The organism is Leclercia pneumoniae, assembly GCF_017348915.1.
In the GTDB taxonomy this organism is placed as follows: domain Bacteria; phylum Pseudomonadota; class Gammaproteobacteria; order Enterobacterales; family Enterobacteriaceae; genus Enterobacter; species Enterobacter pneumoniae.
This window is the reverse complement of record NZ_CP071383.1, coordinates 3,864,121-3,880,867: the sequence shown is the minus strand read 5'-3', so window position 1 is coordinate 3,880,867 and position 16,747 is coordinate 3,864,121. Positions and strand designations below refer to the sequence as shown.

Here is a 16,747-nt window from a genome sequence, read left to right as displayed (position 1 = left end):
GAAGTGAAACATCTTCGGGTTGTGAGGTTAAGCGACTAAGCGTACACGGTGGATGCCCTGGCAGTCAGAGGCGATGAAGGACGTGCTAATCTGCGAAAAGCGCCGGCGAGGTGATATGAACCTTTGACCCGGCGATGTCCGAATGGGGAAACCCAGTGCAACTCGTTGCACTATCGTTAACTGAATACATAGGTTAACGAGGCGAACCGGGGGAACTGAAACATCTAAGTACCCCGAGGAAAAGAAATCAACCGAGATTCCCCCAGTAGCGGCGAGCGAACGGGGAGCAGCCCAGAGTCTGAATCAGCTTGTGTGTTAGTGGAAGCGTCTGGAAAGTCGCACGGTACAGGGTGAAAGTCCCGTACACGAAAACACACTTGCTGTGAACTCGAAGAGTAGGGCGGGACACGTGGTATCCTGTCTGAATATGGGGGGACCATCCTCCAAGGCTAAATACTCCTGACTGACCGATAGTGAACCAGTACCGTGAGGGAAAGGCGAAAAGAACCCCGGCGAGGGGAGTGAAAAAGAACCTGAAACCGTGTACGTACAAGCAGTGGGAGCACCCTAGTGGTGTGACTGCGTACCTTTTGTATAATGGGTCAGCGACTTATATTCTGTAGCAAGGTTAACCGTATAGGGGAGCCGAAGGGAAACCGAGTCTTAACTGGGCGTTAAGTTGCAGGGTATAGACCCGAAACCCGGTGATCTAGCCATGGGCAGGTTGAAGGTTGGGTAACACTAACTGGAGGACCGAACCGACTAATGTTGAAAAATTAGCGGATGACCTGTGGCTGGGGGTGAAAGGCCAATCAAACCGGGAGATAGCTGGTTCTCCCCGAAAGCTATTTAGGTAGCGCCTCGTGAACTCATCTTCGGGGGTAGAGCACTGTTTCGGCTAGGGGGCCATCCCGGCTTACCAACCCGATGCAAACTACGAATACCGAAGAATGTTATCACGGGAGACACACGGCGGGTGCTAACGTCCGTCGTGAAGAGGGAAACAACCCAGACCGCCAGCTAAGGTCCCAAAGTCATGGTTAAGTGGGAAACGATGTGGGAAGGCACAGACAGCCAGGATGTTGGCTTAGAAGCAGCCATCATTTAAAGAAAGCGTAATAGCTCACTGGTCGAGTCGGCCTGCGCGGAAGATGTAACGGGGCTAAACCATGCACCGAAGCTGCGGCAGCGACACTTAGGTGTTGTTGGGTAGGGGAGCGTTCTGTAAGCCGTTGAAGGTGTGCTGTGAGGCATGCTGGAGGTATCAGAAGTGCGAATGCTGACATAAGTAACGATAAAGCGGGTGAAAAGCCCGCTCGCCGGAAGACCAAGGGTTCCTGTCCAACGTTAATCGGGGCAGGGTGAGTCGACCCCTAAGGCGAGGCCGAAAGGCGTAGTCGATGGGAAACAGGTTAATATTCCTGTACTTGGTGTTACTGCGAAGGGGGGACGGAGAAGGCTATGTTAGCCGGGCGACGGTTGTCCCGGTTTAAGCATGTAGGCGGAGGTTCCAGGTAAATCCGGTTCCTTTTTAACGCTGAGGTGTGATGACGAGGCACTACGGTGCTGAAGTAACAAATGCCCTGCTTCCAGGAAAAGCCTCTAAGCATCAGGTAACACGAAATCGTACCCCAAACCGACACAGGTGGTCAGGTAGAGAATACCAAGGCGCTTGAGAGAACTCGGGTGAAGGAACTAGGCAAAATGGTGCCGTAACTTCGGGAGAAGGCACGCTGATGTGTAGGTGAAGCCCCTGCGGGTGGAGCTGAAATCAGTCGAAGATACCAGCTGGCTGCAACTGTTTATTAAAAACACAGCACTGTGCAAACACGAAAGTGGACGTATACGGTGTGACGCCTGCCCGGTGCCGGAAGGTTAATTGATGGGGTTAGCGGCAACGCGAAGCTCTTGATCGAAGCCCCGGTAAACGGCGGCCGTAACTATAACGGTCCTAAGGTAGCGAAATTCCTTGTCGGGTAAGTTCCGACCTGCACGAATGGCGTAATGATGGCCAGGCTGTCTCCACCCGAGACTCAGTGAAATTGAACTCGCTGTGAAGATGCAGTGTACCCGCGGCAAGACGGAAAGACCCCGTGAACCTTTACTATAGCTTGACACTGAACACTGGTCCTTGATGTGTAGGATAGGTGGGAGGCTTTGAAGCGTGGACGCCAGTCTGCGTGGAGCCATCCTTGAAATACCACCCTTTAATGGCTGGTGTTCTAACGTAGACCCGTAATCCGGGTTGCGGACAGTGTCTGGTGGGTAGTTTGACTGGGGCGGTCTCCTCCTAAAGAGTAACGGAGGAGCACGAAGGTTAGCTAATCCTGGTCGGACATCAGGAGGTTAGTGCAATGGCATAAGCTAGCTTGACTGCGAGAGTGACGGCTCGAGCAGGTGCGAAAGCAGGTCATAGTGATCCGGTGGTTCTGAATGGAAGGGCCATCGCTCAACGGATAAAAGGTACTCCGGGGATAACAGGCTGATACCGCCCAAGAGTTCATATCGACGGCGGTGTTTGGCACCTCGATGTCGGCTCATCACATCCTGGGGCTGAAGTAGGTCCCAAGGGTATGGCTGTTCGCCATTTAAAGTGGTACGCGAGCTGGGTTTAGAACGTCGTGAGACAGTTCGGTCCCTATCTGCCGTGGGCGCTGGAGAATTGAGGGGGGCTGCTCCTAGTACGAGAGGACCGGAGTGGACGCATCACTGGTGTTCGGGTTGTCATGCCAATGGCACTGCCCGGTAGCTAAATGCGGAAGAGATAAGTGCTGAAAGCATCTAAGCACGAAACTTGCCCCGAGATGAGTTCTCCCTGACTCCCTGAGAGTCCTGAAGGAACGTTGAAGACTACGACGTTGATAGGTCGGGTGTGTAAGCGTAGCGATACGTTGAGCTAACCGATACTAATGAACCGTGAGGCTTAACCTTACAACGCCGAAGCTGTTTCGGCGAAGAGACAGAGACAATTTTCAGCTGTGATACAGATTTAACAGAATTTGCCTGGCGGCTTTAGCGCGGTGGTCCCACCTGACCCCATGCCGAACTCAGAAGTGAAACGCCGTAGCGCCGATGGTAGTGTGGGGTCTCCCCATGCGAGAGTAGGGAACTGCCAGACATCAAATAAAACAAAAGGCCCCGTCTGACGACGGGGCCTTTTGTTTATGCATTATTGAATTAGCATTAATAAGAAAGGCCATCCTGACGGATGGCCTTTTATATTGGTATAAGGCGTTAATGGATTACTTGCGACAAGAAGGCGCGGGTACGTTCTGATTTAGGATGCGCAAAGAACTCATCCGGTGGCGCCTGCTCAACAATTTCACCACGATCCATAAAAATTACTCGGTCTGCTACCGTTCTGGCAAAACCCATCTCATGTGTAACGCATAACATCGTCATGCCGGATTGCGCCAGGCCAATCATGGTGTCCAGCACCTCTTTAACCATCTCCGGGTCCAGAGCAGATGTGGGTTCATCAAAAAGCATGATTTTCGGTTTCATACAGAGCGAGCGCGCAATTGCCACGCGCTGCTGCTGTCCGCCGGAGATCTGGCCCGGAAATTTGTGGGCATGCTCGGCGATACGTACACGTTCCAGATAGTGCATCGCCAATGCCTCGGCCTCTTTTTTCGGCATTTTGCGTACCCAAATCGGGGCCAGCGTGCAGTTCTGCAGGACAGTCAAATGGGGGAAAAGGTTAAAGTGCTGAAACACCATGCCTACTTCCTGACGGACACGTTCGACATTGCGAATATCTTCATTCAGCTCAATTCCATCCACCACAATCCGGCCCTGTTGATGCTCCTCCAGGTGATTAATGCAGCGAATCGTTGTTGATTTACCAGAGCCGGATGGCCCGCAAAGTACAATACGTTCCCCCTGTTTAACCTTCAGGTTAATATCCTTTAGCACGTGAAACTGCCCATACCATTTGTTCACATTTTCCAGCGTAATCATCGCGTCAGCGGGTGACATAGTAATCGGGTTCATAATTTCCTCAGTGCGGTGTACGCCCGGTGTTAAAGCGCTTTTCCAGATGCTGGCTATAGCGCGACATGCTAAAACAGAAGATCCAATATATAAGTGCTGCGAAAACATAGCCTTCGGTCGACATCCCCAGCCATGCGGGGTCAACCGTAGCCTGCTGCACGCTGCTGAAAAGATCGAATAACCCGATGATGATCACCAGGCTCGTATCTTTGAAAAGCGCGATGATGGTGTTAACCAGTCCAGGTATTACCAGTTTGAGCGCCTGGGGCAGAATGACTAAGCCCTGTGTTTTCCAGTACCCCAGGGCAAGTGACTCCGCTGCTTCATACTGGCCTTTTGGTAGTGCCTGCAACCCACCGCGGACCACTTCGGCAACATAGGCTGACTGGAACAGAACGACCCCCACCAGGGCGCGGATCAATTTGTCGATGGTCGTTCCTTCTGCCATAAACAGCGGCAACATGACCGAAGACATAAACAAAACGGTAATGAGCGGTACACCACGCCAAAACTCGATGAAGATCACGGAGAGGATACGCACCACTGGCATGGTTGAACGACGGCCCAGCGCCAGTAAAATACCGAGCGGTAGCGCGCCGGCGATCCCGACAGAGGCGATGATCAATGTTAACGTCAGCCCGCCCCACTGACGTGTTTCCACGCGCTCCAGCCCCAGCCATCCGCCATACAGCAACCACCAGACTAAAATGGGATATACCACTGCCCAGCATGCGATGTACCGCCCCCGACGGGGGAGCTGTTTCATGAACATCGGCACAATGGAACACAGCCCAATGATTAAGGCGATGTTGATCCGCCAGCGCTGGTCGTGCGGATAGAGCCCGTACATAAACTGGCCGAAACGTTGATGAATAAATACCCAACAGGCTCCCTCTTTTGTGCAATCTGCGCGAGTGGTGCCCAGCCAGTTAGCCTGTAAGAAAGCCCAGTTCAGCAAGGGGGGGATCAACGTCCACATTAGCCATAAACAGAAGAGAGTGAGCAGGCTGTTACTCCAGGAGGAGAACAGATTCTTTCGTGCCCAGGCGATAAAACGCCAGCTTCCGATGCTGGACGAACGCGGGGCGTGAGACAGTACGGCTTTAGTCATCATGGCTCCTTAGCGCTCAACCAGCGCGATGCGGCGGTTATAGAGGTTCATCAACAGTGAAATTGTCAGACTGATAATCAGATAGACAGACATGGTGATGGCGATAGTCTCGATAGCCTGGCCGGTCTGGTTCAACACGGTTCCGGCGAACAGCGACACCATATCGGGATAGCCGATAGCGGCAGCCAGCGAGGAGTTTTTAACAATGTTGAGATACTGGCTAGTCAGCGGGGGAATAATCACTCGCATCGCCTGGGGGATGATGACCTGGCGTAGCGTTACCGGGTTAGGTATGCCCAGAGATCGGGCGGCTTCGTGCTGACCATAAGGAACGGCCTGAATTCCGGCGCGAATAATCTCGGCAATAAAGGCAGAGGTATAAATGGATAATGCCAGCGTCAGTGCCGCCAGTTCAGGAATTAACACCATTCCGCCGCGGAAATTGAACCCACGTAGTGCTGGGACGTCCCAGTGTAACGCTGGGCCAAATATCCAGTGCGTCAGAAGCGGCAGAACAATAAGCAGTCCCAGAGTGACAGGCCAGGTGCGTCGTAACTGACCGGTTTTTATCTGATACGCGCGGTTATAGCGAAACAACCCAATGGAAATGGCAGCCACAATAACCAGCGCGGCGATAAATGGCAGTAAACCTTCGGCCATCTGCGGTGAGGGGATATACAACCCGCGGTTGCTTAAGAAGGCGAGCTCGAACGCATTAACAGCCTGCCGGGGGCCGGGCAGATTACGTAGTACAGCAAAGTACCAGAAAAAGATCTGCAACAGAGGGGGAATATTACGGAATGTCTCAATATAGATCGTCGAGATTTTACGCAGGAGCCAGTTATCGGACAGACGCGCCAGGCCCAGAAAAAAACCCAGGATGGAAGCAAACACAATACAAAGCGCTGAGACCAGCAGCGTATTGAGCAGGCCTACCAGGAAAACGCGGCCGTAAGTGTCGCCTTCCTCGTAATCAATTAAATGTTGGACAATACCGAACCCCGCACCACGATCCAGAAAGGCGAAGCCCGAAGTAATACCCCGATTGCTCAGGTTAGTAACGGTGTTATGAATCAGATAGATCGCAACGGCCAGTACAGCAAGAATGGCTAGGATTTGAAACAGCCATGCACGAACTGCAGGATGCGAAAAAGAGAGCGCGCCTTTGACGGCTGAGCGGCGATGAAACATAGAAACCTCGGTAGCCATGACTCTGGGCTGGGCACTGCCGCAGCAGTGCCCGTTACAGCAAAATGCTTAACGTACTGGCGGTGCGTACTGAATGCCGCCATTGTTCCAGAGGTTGTTCTGGCCACGCTTGATCTTAAGCGCGCTCTCCGAGCCCACGTTGCGCTCGAAAATCTCCGAGTAGTTGCCCACTTTTTTAATGATGTTGTAGGCCCACTTGTTATCAAGCTTCAAATCTTTGCCGTAATCACCCTCTTTACCCAGCAGGTGAGCCATATCGGGAGTGGAAGGATTCGCGGCTTTTTCATCAACGTTTTTCGAGTTAATGCCCATCTCTTCTGCATTGAGCATGGCAAACAGTGTCCAGCGGACAATAGCGTTCCACTCATCATCACCTCGACGTACGACCGGACCCAGCGGCTCTTTTGAGATCACCTCCGGCAGAACAATCCATTCTGCCGGGTTGCTCAGTTTAATACGCAGGGCATACAGCTGAGATTGGTCAGAGGCCAAGGTATCGCAACGGCCAGACTCGAGCGCTTTAGCAGATTCGTCGGAGCGGTCAAACGTGACGGGGGTGTAGTTCATCTTATTAGACTTGAAGTAATCGGCCACGTTCAGCTCAGTATCTGTACCTGCCTGAATACAGACTGTGGCACCATCCAGCTCTTTCGCGCTCTTCAGCCCCGCTTTATTGTGAGTCAGAAAGCCGATACCGTCGTAATAGGTTACGCCAGTAAATGTCATACCCATTCCGGCATCACGGGAAGAGGTCCAGGTGGTATTACGTGAAAGCAGATCCACTTCGCCAGATTGCAATGCGGTAAAACGTTCTTTCGCCGTCAGCGGGGTATATTTCACTTTTGTATCATCGCCAAACACAGCCGCGGCGACCCCACGGCAAACATCCACATCAATACCCGAGAATTTACCGCTGGCATCGGCATAAGAGAAGCCAGGTAACCCGTCACTGATCCCACACTGAACGAACCCTTTTTTCTTCACGGCATCCAGAGTTGCCCCCGCGTGAGCCTGGTTAGCGACTACGAGCATGACCGCAACGGCGGCCAGACTGGCTATCATCGTTTTTTTCATATTGCATCCTGTGTGGCGAGAATTATCGTTATAGTGAAGCGCTTATATACGCTTTAACCTGTCTGTGGCTATGGCCAACGTTTTCTAAGCAAACGCAATGCCAGTTTTCGCATTCAACGCAATTAACGAATACGCGATGCGTAATGCTGAGTGTAGACAGCAATAAATATTTCGAGCGCCCTGAAATGGTGCGAAATGACAACCTGCGCCACAATTTAGAGCAAAAGTTTGAATAAAACGTGATGAGGAAATAAAGTGATTTCTAAGGTGAATATTGGCAGGCGAGTTAATTTAAATAACTTGTGAATAGCATCACGCGGTTATTCTGATAAAAGATAAATAAGGCAAAAAAGATGTGAGCAAGAACTAAATATTAATTAACGCAAATGCGTAGCGGAAATTAGACGGAAAAAGCTAAAGCGCGGACAGCTGTCCGCGCTTCAGGATTATTTCGTCAGAGCAACGATACCCAGCGTCAGCCCGGCGAGAGCCGCGGCACCACCTGCGATCGCGCCAGCCGTTTCCCAGTTATCCTGAGTGGTTCCTTTCATGCAGGTGTTGGTGTGAACCAATCTGCCCTGGTCGTCATAGACCGGAACGCAGGGTGAATCATGTGCACAACCCGCGAGGAGTGCAGTAAGCAGGGCAACTGAAATGAATCTTTTCATGATCTTACCTCAAAATTAATTCTTGCTTTACGATGCCATCAGCAAGTATTCCGCAAAGCAGGAGGCCATTTTACCATCGGTTTAAAGGGGTTATACAGGATGATTAATCTCAAATTATTTGGATTGTAAACTTAGTGGAGAAAAAGGGACCGCGGGGGCTTAATAATGGAGAGATTAGGGAGACACAATATCTGCTCGGGGCGAGCCTGATTTATTAACTGGCTAATCTATTAATTAATCTAAACAATGTTCTGTGACATTAACGAGGTCCGCGACATGCTGGCAAAGGTAAATTTTGACGTGTCAGTAATCTGTCGCAAAGCACACTATCACCGGGGCTGCGTTAAATACGGGTCGCATTAAGGCGCCTTAGCGTGGCGCCTGTCGTTTAATGCTACCTAGAAAGCAGGGCTTGGGGATCGTGGCATAGCGAGGCAATGGTCTGCGGCGAGACAGGCCGTCCAAGCAGATAACCCTGCAATGTATTGCACCCCAGTTCGGTTAAGAACTCTTGCTGCTGCGGAGTCTCTACGCCTTCTGCCACCACCTTCAGATTAAGCGTTTTGGCCAACGCAACGATGGCCGAAACGATAGTTGCATCATTACTCTCACCGCTGAGCTCTTTTACAAAGGCGCGGTCGATTTTGAGTTCACAGGCGGGCAACCGTTTTAAATAAAGCAGGCTGGAGTAGCCGGTGCCAAAATCGTCAATCGAGGCTTTTACCCCCGCCTGCGTCAGCTCGGTGAGTACCCTTACGCTCTCCTCCGGATTATTCATCGCCGTGGTTTCTGTCACTTCCAGAATCAGGGTATGCGGTGGAATATGATGGCGCGCAAGGCTGTTCATCACCGTCTCTACCAGTTGTGGTTGTTCAAATTGCAGCGTAGAAAGATTAACGGCCACCGACCACGTCTCGTGGCCTTGCAAATGCCACTCACGGAGCTGGCGGCAGGCCTCATCGATAACCCAGTTGCCGATAGGAATGATAAGCCCGCTCTTTTCGGCGAGCGGCAGGAACAGGTCAGGTGAGAGCAGCCCGTCTACAGGATGATGCCAGCGCAGCAGGGCTTCAAAGCCGACCACGGGCCCCACTGGAGCCTTGAACTTAGGCTGATATACCAGTTTTAACTCGTCACGTTCCAGCGCCATCCAGAGATCGTTCATCAGCTGGAGCTGTTTTTGCGCCAGGGTATTCATCGATGGCTGGAAGAAGTGATAGCCGTTACGACCCATATGCTTGGTGTGATACATCGCGGCATCGGCATTGAACATCAATTCACGGGGGTTTTTACCATCGTGAGGGTAAAGGGCAATCCCGATACTGAGGGTCACATTCAGCTCATGAAGATCCAGGCTAAAGGGTTTATCGATAACATGAACCAGCGAGCTGGCCAGCGTCGCGGCATCGTCCGGGGCTTCGATCTCCGCGAGCAGGACAAACTCATCGCCACCAATACGCGCCAGAGTATATTGCCCTTTCAGCGGTTGCTTCATCCGCTCAGTGGCCGCGATCAGCAGTTTATCCCCGGCATCATGTCCCCAGGCATCGTTGACGGCTTTAAAGCCATCCAGATCCATAAACAGCAGGGCAAATGTCCGCCCTTCGCGATCGGCTTTGCTGATTGCCTGATCGAGACGGTCTTCAAGTAATACGCGATTAGGTAAACGGGTCAGGGTATCGTGTAACGCCAGCTGGGCCAGCTCACGGTTAGCCTCCGCCAGCGATGACGCCAACAGAGCGGTGCGAGCCTGTAATCTGGCATCGAACATCGATACCAGCAGAGTAATACCGAGAATAGAAAGCGCCACGACGCTCACCAGCACGGCCAGCCAGCTGCCGTTCACCCCCTGGTGCTGCATATGCATCTGAACAGGGAACTGCGCGGCCATCATGCCAGTAAAGTGCATGCCGGCGATGGCGAGTCCCATCAGGATCGCCGCGCCAGCGCGCATGAGCGCAACCTGTGCGGCATCATGACGTAAACGGAAAGTGAGCCACAACGCCGCCAGCGAAGCGAGCATTGCAATCGCGACTGAGAGCACCACCCAGCGTACATTCCAGACGATTGCCGGTTCGACCTGAAGCGCCGCCATACCGGTATAGTGCATTGCCACAATCCCGGTACCCAGAATGAGCGCCCCCAGGAACAGTCGACGTAAGCGCAGTTGCTGTTGGCTGACGAACCAAAGGGCAAAGATCGATGCGCCGATAGCAATCAGCATTGAAACCAGCGTCACGAGCAGGTCATAGTTCATGCGCATCGAGACATCCATCGCCAGCATGCCGATAAAGTGCATGGCCCAGATCCCAATGCCCATAGCAACGCCGCCACCGGTCAGCCAGACGCGGGCTGCGGTTCCGGTACTGCCAGCCACCCGGCCGGCCATGTTCAGCGCAGTGTAAGATGCGAGGATGGCAACAACAAAAGACATAACCACAAGGACTTGGTCGTAATGACTAACCAGCATGATCACTTCTACTCATACATAGTGAGGTATTCGGTTATACCGGGTAAGAAGGGGGGAGACATTATCATCCAATGGATACGCCTGAAAGGGTTTTAAGTCCGTACTTTTTTAGCGGGAATGCCGTTAGTTCGTCTCTTTTCACTGCATTTGGATGATTATTCCAAATCTGAACAGTTAATCAATTTAAGTGGATTAACGGAATCCATATTGCGGCACTTGTCAGTTTCCGTAGACATCATCTCGATCCACTGCATTAAAAGTGCATCAAAAAGAAAAATGGTGATTGCGAAGACAACGAGCCACCCATACTTACGGATCATGCGGATTTTTCCGGGAATAATTGACAAGAGTGCAGGAAATATACACGAAAAATAGCGGCTGAGAAGAGGGGAAGTCAGGCTTTACGTTTCTGCAGAGAAGAGGGGGATTGTCCATCACATTTTGCCTGCGCGAGGCATAAAAAAGGCGCTTCCCCATGCCGAGTAGCGCCTTTTTAAACAAGCATTTAGCTAATCGAAATTAGTTCATGCCGTATTTTTTCAGTTTCTTACGCAGAGTACCACGGTTGATACCCATCATCAGCGCAGCGCGGGTTTGGTTACCGCGGGTGTATTGCATCACCATGTCCAACAGTGGCTGTTCAACTTCAGCCAGTACCAGCTCATACAGGTCATTAACATCCTGACCGTTCAGTTGAGCAAAATAGTTCTTCAGTGCCTGTTTAACCGAGTCACGCAGGGGCTTTTGGGTTACCTGGTCCTGAGAGTTAACGGTAGAAACGGTCAGTACGTCAGAATTTACGCGTTGTTCGAACATAGTTCTGTCAGCTCTTTATTTCATTACGCAAGATTTTCGAAGTATGCCTCCAACGCCTCCAGCTGTTCGCTGGCATCCTCTATGGCGTTGAATGTGCGCCGAAACTGGTCATCTGGAGCGTGCTCCTGGAGATACCAGGAGACGTGTTTACGCGCAATTCGGTACCCTTTTGCCTGACCATAATGGTCGTGCAGTTCCCGAATGTGCGAACAAAGCAAGCGCTTAACCTCTGCCAGAGGCAGCGGGGCAAGCAGCTCCCCAGTGTCCAGATAATGCTGGATTTCCCGAAAGATCCAGGGTCTTCCCTGAGCGGCACGTCCTATCATCAGAGCATCAGCTCCCGTATAGTCGAGCACAGCTCTGGCTTTAAGCGGGTCAGTAATGTCGCCATTCGCGATAATCGGAATGGAAACCTTCTGCTTGACTGCCCGAATACTGCTGTATTCAGCTTCACCATTGAACAAACAGGCGCGTGTGCGTCCATGAATTGTCAGGGCCTGAATGCCACAGTCTTCGGCCAGTTGGGCAATCTCTACACAGTTACGGTGTTCCGGCGACCAACCCGTGCGAATCTTCAACGTAACAGGAACGTCCACCGCGCTGACAACCGCCGTCAGGATGGACTTCACCTGGTCGGGGTATTGCAGAAGGGCTGAACCTGCAAGCTTGCGATTCACTTTCTTGGCCGGGCAACCCATATTGATATCAATAATCTGGGCGCCACTTTCCACGTTGATACGCGCGGCATCTGCCATCTCTTCAGGCACGCTTCCGGCAATTTGCACGGTGCGGATACCTGGTTCATCAATGTGCACCATCCGAAGACGAGACTTATCGCTTTCCCAAACCTGCGGGTTAGACGACATCATCTCGGATACGGTTAAACCGGCTCCCATCTCGTAACACAGCGTCCTGAACGGCCGGTCGGTAATACCTGCCATAGGGGCTGCAATCAGGCGATTTCTGAGCTGGTGGTGTCCGATGCGCATGAGTTAAGAAATGACCATACTGTGACTGCAAGGCGGCGTATATTACGCATTTTTTGCACGAGATGAAAGGCCAAACTTTGAACAATCACCTGTTGCAGATCATGGAATCCGGAGCGAAGCATAACGAAGAGAATTATATGCGATATAAATCATTAGCTTAACAGAATAAGGTGATTTTATAGCCGCTTACAATTTCCCAAAACTTCTCGTTTTTTCTTAATCAATGAAACCGAAAACCGAATAATCTGCTGTTTTTAGCAGCAGATTTTTCCAGTTCTTTGCGATCTGAGTCGCATTTTAGAACATGATCGCAGTCGGGGGGGTTGCCTGTTTTTTGACCGACCTAACAGTTTGAAAAACAGGCGCTCGCATCGTTTTTACTTTTTGCGACCCGTGATACGACACCACTCTTCTTTCTCGACCACAGGATCAAGCGCGAACAGCTCGGTGTAGGCTTCGCAAACACTCTCCGCCTGGCTGGCAAGGATACCTGAAAGTCCCAGCAGACCGCCCTCAACCGGCAGCACGCTGATTAACGGAGCCAGCTCGCGTAACGGGCCCGCCAGGATGTTAGCCACCACGACATCGGCTTTCATGGAAGCTGGCTGGTCTTGCGGCAGATAGAGCTCAAGGCGATCGGAGACGCCGTTACGTTCAGCGTTATCGCGGCTGGCCTGGATAGCCTGGGGATCGATGTCGATCCCGATCGCTTTGGCTGCACCCAGCTTCAGCGCGGCAATCGCGAGGATCCCCGAGCCGCAGCCAAAGTCGATCACGGTCTTGCCTTCCAGATCCAGCCCGTCCAGCCACTGCAGGCACAGCGACGTGGTAGGGTGCGTGCCTGTACCAAATGCCAGACCCGGATCAAGCATCACGTTTACCGCGTTTTCATCGGGAACGTCACGCCAGCTCGGGCAGATCCACAGGCGTTTACCGAACTGCATTGGATGGAAGTTATCCATCCACTCGCGTTCCCAGTCTTTGTCTTCGATCTGCTCGATCTTATGCACAAAACCAGCACCCAGAAGCGGATGGTTTTCCAGAATCGCGACAACCTCGTTCATGTCGGTTTCGGCATCGAACAGGCCGATAACGTCGGTGTCGCCCCACAGGCGGGTTTCACCCGGAAGCGGCTCGAAAACCGGCGTATCATGCGTGTCCTGGAAGGTGATGGAAACCGAGCCGGCCTCCATCAGCGCATCGCTCAGCTCTTCGGCATTCGCGCCGGTTGTATTCAGTTTCAGTTGGATCCACGGCATGGCAAAACTCTTTATTTATCAGTAGAAATCATAGCGGGCTGCGGGACGGGTTGACCAAAACGGTTCCCCACCACAAACGCCAGTAAGCTTAACAGTAACGAAGGCACAATCGGATGGAAGCCCAGGTACTGAAGATTAAACGTCGCAAGAACGGCGTACAGCACGCCGCCGACAATCATAGCGCTCAGCGCGCCTGCGGCATTGGCCCGCTCCCAGTAAAGCCCCAGCACCAGCGGCCACAGGAAGACCGCCTCAAGCCCACCGAACGCGAGCAGGTTGAGCCAGATGATCATCTCCGGCGGACGCCAGGCGGCCAGCAGCAGCAATGCCCCTAACAGTAGCGTAATCACGGCTGACATACGCTTCAGGCGTCGCTCGTTTTCGACCTGCTCCGGGCGCAGGTTCAGATAGAGGTCTTTAATGATCGTAGCGGAACTTTGCAGGAGCTGAGCATTGATCGTCGACATAATGGCGGCCATAGGCGCGGCGAGGAATATCCCGGCGGCAAAAGGTGGAAGCACTTTGACCATCAGCGTTGGGATCACCAAATCGGGGACCGTCAGGTCCGGGATCACTGCGCGGCCTAACGCGCCTGCCAGGTGCATACCAAACATCAGGATCGCCACAACGATAGTGCCGATGATGATGCCTCTGTGCACCGCTTTGCTGTCTTTATAAGAGATGCATCGCACCGCGGTATGCGGCAGGCCAATCACCCCAAAGCACACCAGCACCCAGAACGAGGTCATAAACGTCGGGGAGAGGATATCGTCCGCGCCCTGCGGCGAGACCAGTTTCGGGTCGATCGCTTCCAGGGTTTCCACGGCATGGCTCAGTCCGCCTGCCGCATGAACAATGCCCACCAGCAGAACGATAGTGCCAATAAGCATCACCATCCCCTGCATCGTATCGTTCAGCACGCTGGCACGGAACCCGCCAAAGGCGGTGTACAGCGCAATACTCACCCCGAAGATGATAAGGCCCGTCTCATAGGGGATCCCCGCTGCCGTCTCCAGCAAACGCGCGCCGCCGATAAACTGTACCGTCATCGCACCAATAAAGGCGACCAGCAGGCTCAGGCTTGCGAGCCACACCAGCAGACGGCTCTGATAGCGCGCAAACAGCATATCGTTGAGCGTCACGGCGTTATAGCGACGAGCCAGAATGGCAAATTTTTTGCCGAGAATACCCAAAGAGAGCCAGACGGCAGGCAGCTGGATCATCGCCAACAGTACCCAGCCTAACCCGTATTTATAGGCGGCACCGGGACCCCCGATAAACGAGCTGGCGCTGATATAGGTGGCGGTAAGCGTCATGGCCAGCACAACGCCGCCCATCGAGCGGCTACCGAGAAAATACTCATTCAGGAAGGTGCCGGTGGTCCTTTTACGCATCGCATAAACGGACAAACCAAACACCACTAACAGGTAAGCGATAAGCGGCAGAATGACTTCAGGCTGCATCATCGTCCTCCAGCGGAATATCGCGATAAATGAATTTCACCATTGCCCAGCACAGCAGGATAAAGACCAGCGGCACCAGAAGACACGCCATCTCAAACCAGTGAGGCAGGCCGGTAATGCCAATGGCTGAATCAGGTAGGTAAGCAGTTACTAACCAAGCGGCGAGATAGAGAAGGGTTAGCCACAATGCCCAACGGGCTTCTTTATGGGCCTGAACAAAGCGCTTGTCCATTTTTTGTCCCTTGTGGATGAAGAAAGCGGGGATTGTACATGATGGGGCATGGCTCCCCCCAGAAATAAAAAAAGGCCGGATTAACCGGCCTTTTCGCGTTGCTGCAAACTTACTTCTCGTTCAGACCGAGTTTCTTCTCCAGATAGTGGATGTTAGTCCCACCATTCTGGAAGTGCTCGTCGCTCATGATGCGCATCTGCAGATCAACGTTGGTTTTGATACCGTCGATGATCAGTTCCTGCAGGGCGTTCTTCATGCGGGCAATCGCCACGTCACGGTTCTCGCCGTAGCAGATGAGTTTACCGATCATTGAGTCATAGTACGGCGGTACGGTGTAACCGGCGTAAATATGAGACTCCCAGCGCACACCAAAGCCACCCGGCGCGTGGAAACGCGTGATTTTACCCGGGCTTGGCAGGAAGGTGTTCGGGTCTTCGGCGTTGATACGGCATTCTACCGCATGGCCTTTGACCACAACTTCGTCCTGTTTGATGGACAGAGGCTGGCCGGCAGCGATACGCAGCTGCTCTTTGATCAGGTCAACGCCGGTGATCATTTCGGTAACCGGGTGTTCAACCTGAATACGGGTGTTCATCTCAATGAAGTAGAACTCGCCGTTTTCGAACAGGAACTCGAAAGTACCCGCGCCGCGATAGCCGATATCCACACAGGCCTTGGAGCAACGCTCGCCGATGTAGCGACGCAGTTCCGGAGTAATGCCCGGCGCTGGTGCTTCTTCGACCACTTTCTGGTGACGACGCTGCATGGAGCAGTCGCGTTCTGCCAGATAGATGGCGTTACCCTGACCGTCAGCCAACACCTGAATTTCGATGTGGCGTGGGTTTTCCAGGTACTTTTCCATGTAAACCATGTCATTGCTGAAAGCCGCTTTCGCTTCCGCTTTTGTCATGGCAATGGACTGGGCCAGTTCTGCATCGCTGCGCACAACGCGCATACCACGACCGCCGCCGCCGCCGGACGCCTTGATGATTACCGGGTAGCCAATGCGTTTTGCATGGGCACGGTTAACATCCATATCGTCGCCCAGAGGGCCGTCGGAGCCTGGTACAGTTGGAACACCGGCTTTCTTCATTGCGGTAATCGCAGACACTTTGTCGCCCATCAGACGAATGGTGTCGGCTTTCGGGCCGATGAAGATAAAGCCAGAGCGTTCAACCTGCTCGGCAAAGTTGGCGTTCTCAGAGAGGAAGCCGTAACCCGGATGAATTGCCACCGCGCCGGTGATTTCAGCGGCGCTGATGATAGCCGGGATGTTCAGATAGCTTTTTACGGACGGAGCCGGACCAATACAGACCGTCTCATCCGCCAGCAATACGTGTTTTAAATCGCGATCCGCGCTTGAGTGCACGGCCACGGTCTTGATGCCCAGTTCTTTACAGGCACGAAGAATACGCAGTGCAATCTCGCCACGGTTGGCGATAACAATTTTATCCAGCATGTTC

13 protein-coding genes and 2 rRNA genes are annotated in these 16,747 nt (G+C 52.7%); 2 read left to right on the top strand and 13 right to left on the bottom strand.

Features of this window, described 5'->3' with window-relative positions; genetic code table 11:
* Window positions 1-25 precede the first annotated feature (25 nt).
* Window positions 26-2,931: ribosomal RNA gene (locus JZ655_RS18795) — 23S ribosomal RNA — on the top strand.
* A gap of 71 nt (window positions 2,932-3,002) precedes the next feature.
* Window positions 3,003-3,118, top strand: a 5S ribosomal RNA gene (gene rrf, locus JZ655_RS18790).
* A gap of 116 nt (window positions 3,119-3,234) precedes the next feature.
* On the opposite strand, the gene JZ655_RS18785 is transcribed toward rrf, so the two are convergent.
* The 13 genes from JZ655_RS18785 to accC form a co-directional block, all read right to left on the bottom strand.
* On the bottom strand, window positions 3,235-3,993 hold the full coding sequence (locus JZ655_RS18785; RefSeq protein WP_040073810.1) for an amino acid ABC transporter ATP-binding protein: 759 nt from the start codon (window positions 3,991-3,993) through the stop codon (window positions 3,235-3,237).
* Window positions 3,994-4,000: 7 nt separating this feature from the next.
* Window positions 4,001-5,104: an amino acid ABC transporter permease gene (locus JZ655_RS18780; protein WP_046885742.1), complete on the bottom strand. Its 1,104-nt coding sequence runs from the start codon at window positions 5,102-5,104 to the stop codon at window positions 4,001-4,003.
* A gap of 9 nt (window positions 5,105-5,113) precedes the next feature.
* Entirely contained in the window at window positions 5,114-6,295 is a 1,182-nt protein-coding gene (locus tag JZ655_RS18775) for an amino acid ABC transporter permease (RefSeq protein ID WP_207292494.1), read from the bottom strand.
* Window positions 6,296-6,361: 66 nt separating this feature from the next.
* A complete protein-coding gene (locus JZ655_RS18770) occupies window positions 6,362-7,387 on the bottom strand; it encodes an amino acid ABC transporter substrate-binding protein (protein WP_207292493.1) in 1,026 nt (341 codons plus the stop codon).
* A 446-nt stretch (window positions 7,388-7,833) separates the two neighbouring features.
* Window positions 7,834-8,055 carry a lipoprotein gene (locus JZ655_RS18765; protein WP_040073814.1) on the bottom strand — a complete coding sequence of 74 codons (222 nt, stop codon included), beginning with the start codon at window positions 8,053-8,055 and terminating at the stop codon, window positions 7,834-7,836.
* Between the two features lie 394 nt (window positions 8,056-8,449).
* A complete protein-coding gene (locus tag JZ655_RS18760; RefSeq protein ID WP_207292492.1) occupies window positions 8,450-10,525 on the bottom strand; it encodes a putative bifunctional diguanylate cyclase/phosphodiesterase in 2,076 nt (691 codons plus the stop codon).
* Window positions 10,526-10,680: 155 nt separating this feature from the next.
* Window positions 10,681-10,845 carry a DUF2556 family protein gene (locus JZ655_RS18755; protein ID WP_040073816.1) on the bottom strand — a complete coding sequence of 55 codons (165 nt, stop codon included), beginning with the start codon at window positions 10,843-10,845 and terminating at the stop codon, window positions 10,681-10,683.
* A gap of 199 nt (window positions 10,846-11,044) precedes the next feature.
* The gene (gene fis, locus JZ655_RS18750; protein WP_000462905.1) at window positions 11,045-11,341 is read right to left on the bottom strand and encodes a DNA-binding transcriptional regulator Fis; all 297 of its coding nucleotides are present in this window, start codon (window positions 11,339-11,341) and stop codon (window positions 11,045-11,047) included.
* 23 nt (window positions 11,342-11,364) lie between these two features.
* Entirely contained in the window at window positions 11,365-12,330 is a 966-nt protein-coding gene (gene dusB, locus JZ655_RS18745) for a tRNA dihydrouridine synthase DusB (protein WP_040073817.1), read from the bottom strand.
* A 377-nt stretch (window positions 12,331-12,707) separates the two neighbouring features.
* Window positions 12,708-13,589: a 50S ribosomal protein L11 methyltransferase gene (gene prmA, locus JZ655_RS18740; protein WP_207292491.1), complete on the bottom strand. Its 882-nt coding sequence runs from the start codon at window positions 13,587-13,589 to the stop codon at window positions 12,708-12,710.
* An 11-nt stretch (window positions 13,590-13,600) separates the two neighbouring features.
* Window positions 13,601-15,052, bottom strand: a complete 1,452-nt coding sequence (gene panF / locus JZ655_RS18735) for a sodium/pantothenate symporter (protein ID WP_207293881.1) — start codon at window positions 15,050-15,052, stop codon at window positions 13,601-13,603.
* Complete coding sequence (locus JZ655_RS18730) at window positions 15,042-15,284, bottom strand: YhdT family protein (RefSeq protein WP_006178860.1); 243 nt, start codon at window positions 15,282-15,284, stop codon at window positions 15,042-15,044. The genes panF and JZ655_RS18730 overlap by 11 nt, the downstream gene beginning before the upstream one ends.
* Window positions 15,285-15,393: 109 nt before the next feature.
* Entirely contained in the window at window positions 15,394-16,743 is a 1,350-nt protein-coding gene (gene accC, locus JZ655_RS18725) for an acetyl-CoA carboxylase biotin carboxylase subunit (RefSeq protein WP_006178859.1), read from the bottom strand.
* Between the last annotated feature and the right edge of the window lie 4 nt (window positions 16,744-16,747).

Coding starts and splice junctions, on each gene's coding strand:
- JZ655_RS18785 (WP_040073810.1), bottom strand. CDS start 3,993: ATGAACCCGATTACTATGTCACCCGCTGACGCGATGATTACGCTGGAA.
- JZ655_RS18780 (WP_046885742.1), bottom strand. CDS start 5,104: ATGACTAAAGCCGTACTGTCTCACGCCCCGCGTTCGTCCAGCATCGGA.
- JZ655_RS18775 (WP_207292494.1), bottom strand. CDS start 6,295: ATGTTTCATCGCCGCTCAGCCGTCAAAGGCGCGCTCTCTTTTTCGCAT.
- JZ655_RS18770 (WP_207292493.1), bottom strand. CDS start 7,387: ATGAAAAAAACGATGATAGCCAGTCTGGCCGCCGTTGCGGTCATGCTC.
- JZ655_RS18765 (WP_040073814.1), bottom strand. CDS start 8,055: ATGAAAAGATTCATTTCAGTTGCCCTGCTTACTGCACTCCTCGCGGGT.
- JZ655_RS18760 (WP_207292492.1), bottom strand. CDS start 10,525: ATGCTGGTTAGTCATTACGACCAAGTCCTTGTGGTTATGTCTTTTGTT.
- JZ655_RS18755 (WP_040073816.1), bottom strand. CDS start 10,845: ATGATCCGTAAGTATGGGTGGCTCGTTGTCTTCGCAATCACCATTTTT.
- fis (WP_000462905.1), bottom strand. CDS start 11,341: ATGTTCGAACAACGCGTAAATTCTGACGTACTGACCGTTTCTACCGTT.
- dusB (WP_040073817.1), bottom strand. CDS start 12,330: ATGCGCATCGGACACCACCAGCTCAGAAATCGCCTGATTGCAGCCCCT.
- prmA (WP_207292491.1), bottom strand. CDS start 13,589: ATGCCGTGGATCCAACTGAAACTGAATACAACCGGCGCGAATGCCGAA.
- panF (WP_207293881.1), bottom strand. CDS start 15,052: ATGCAGCCTGAAGTCATTCTGCCGCTTATCGCTTACCTGTTAGTGGTG.
- JZ655_RS18730 (WP_006178860.1), bottom strand. CDS start 15,284: ATGGACAAGCGCTTTGTTCAGGCCCATAAAGAAGCCCGTTGGGCATTG.
- accC (WP_006178859.1), bottom strand. CDS start 16,743: ATGCTGGATAAAATTGTTATCGCCAACCGTGGCGAGATTGCACTGCGT.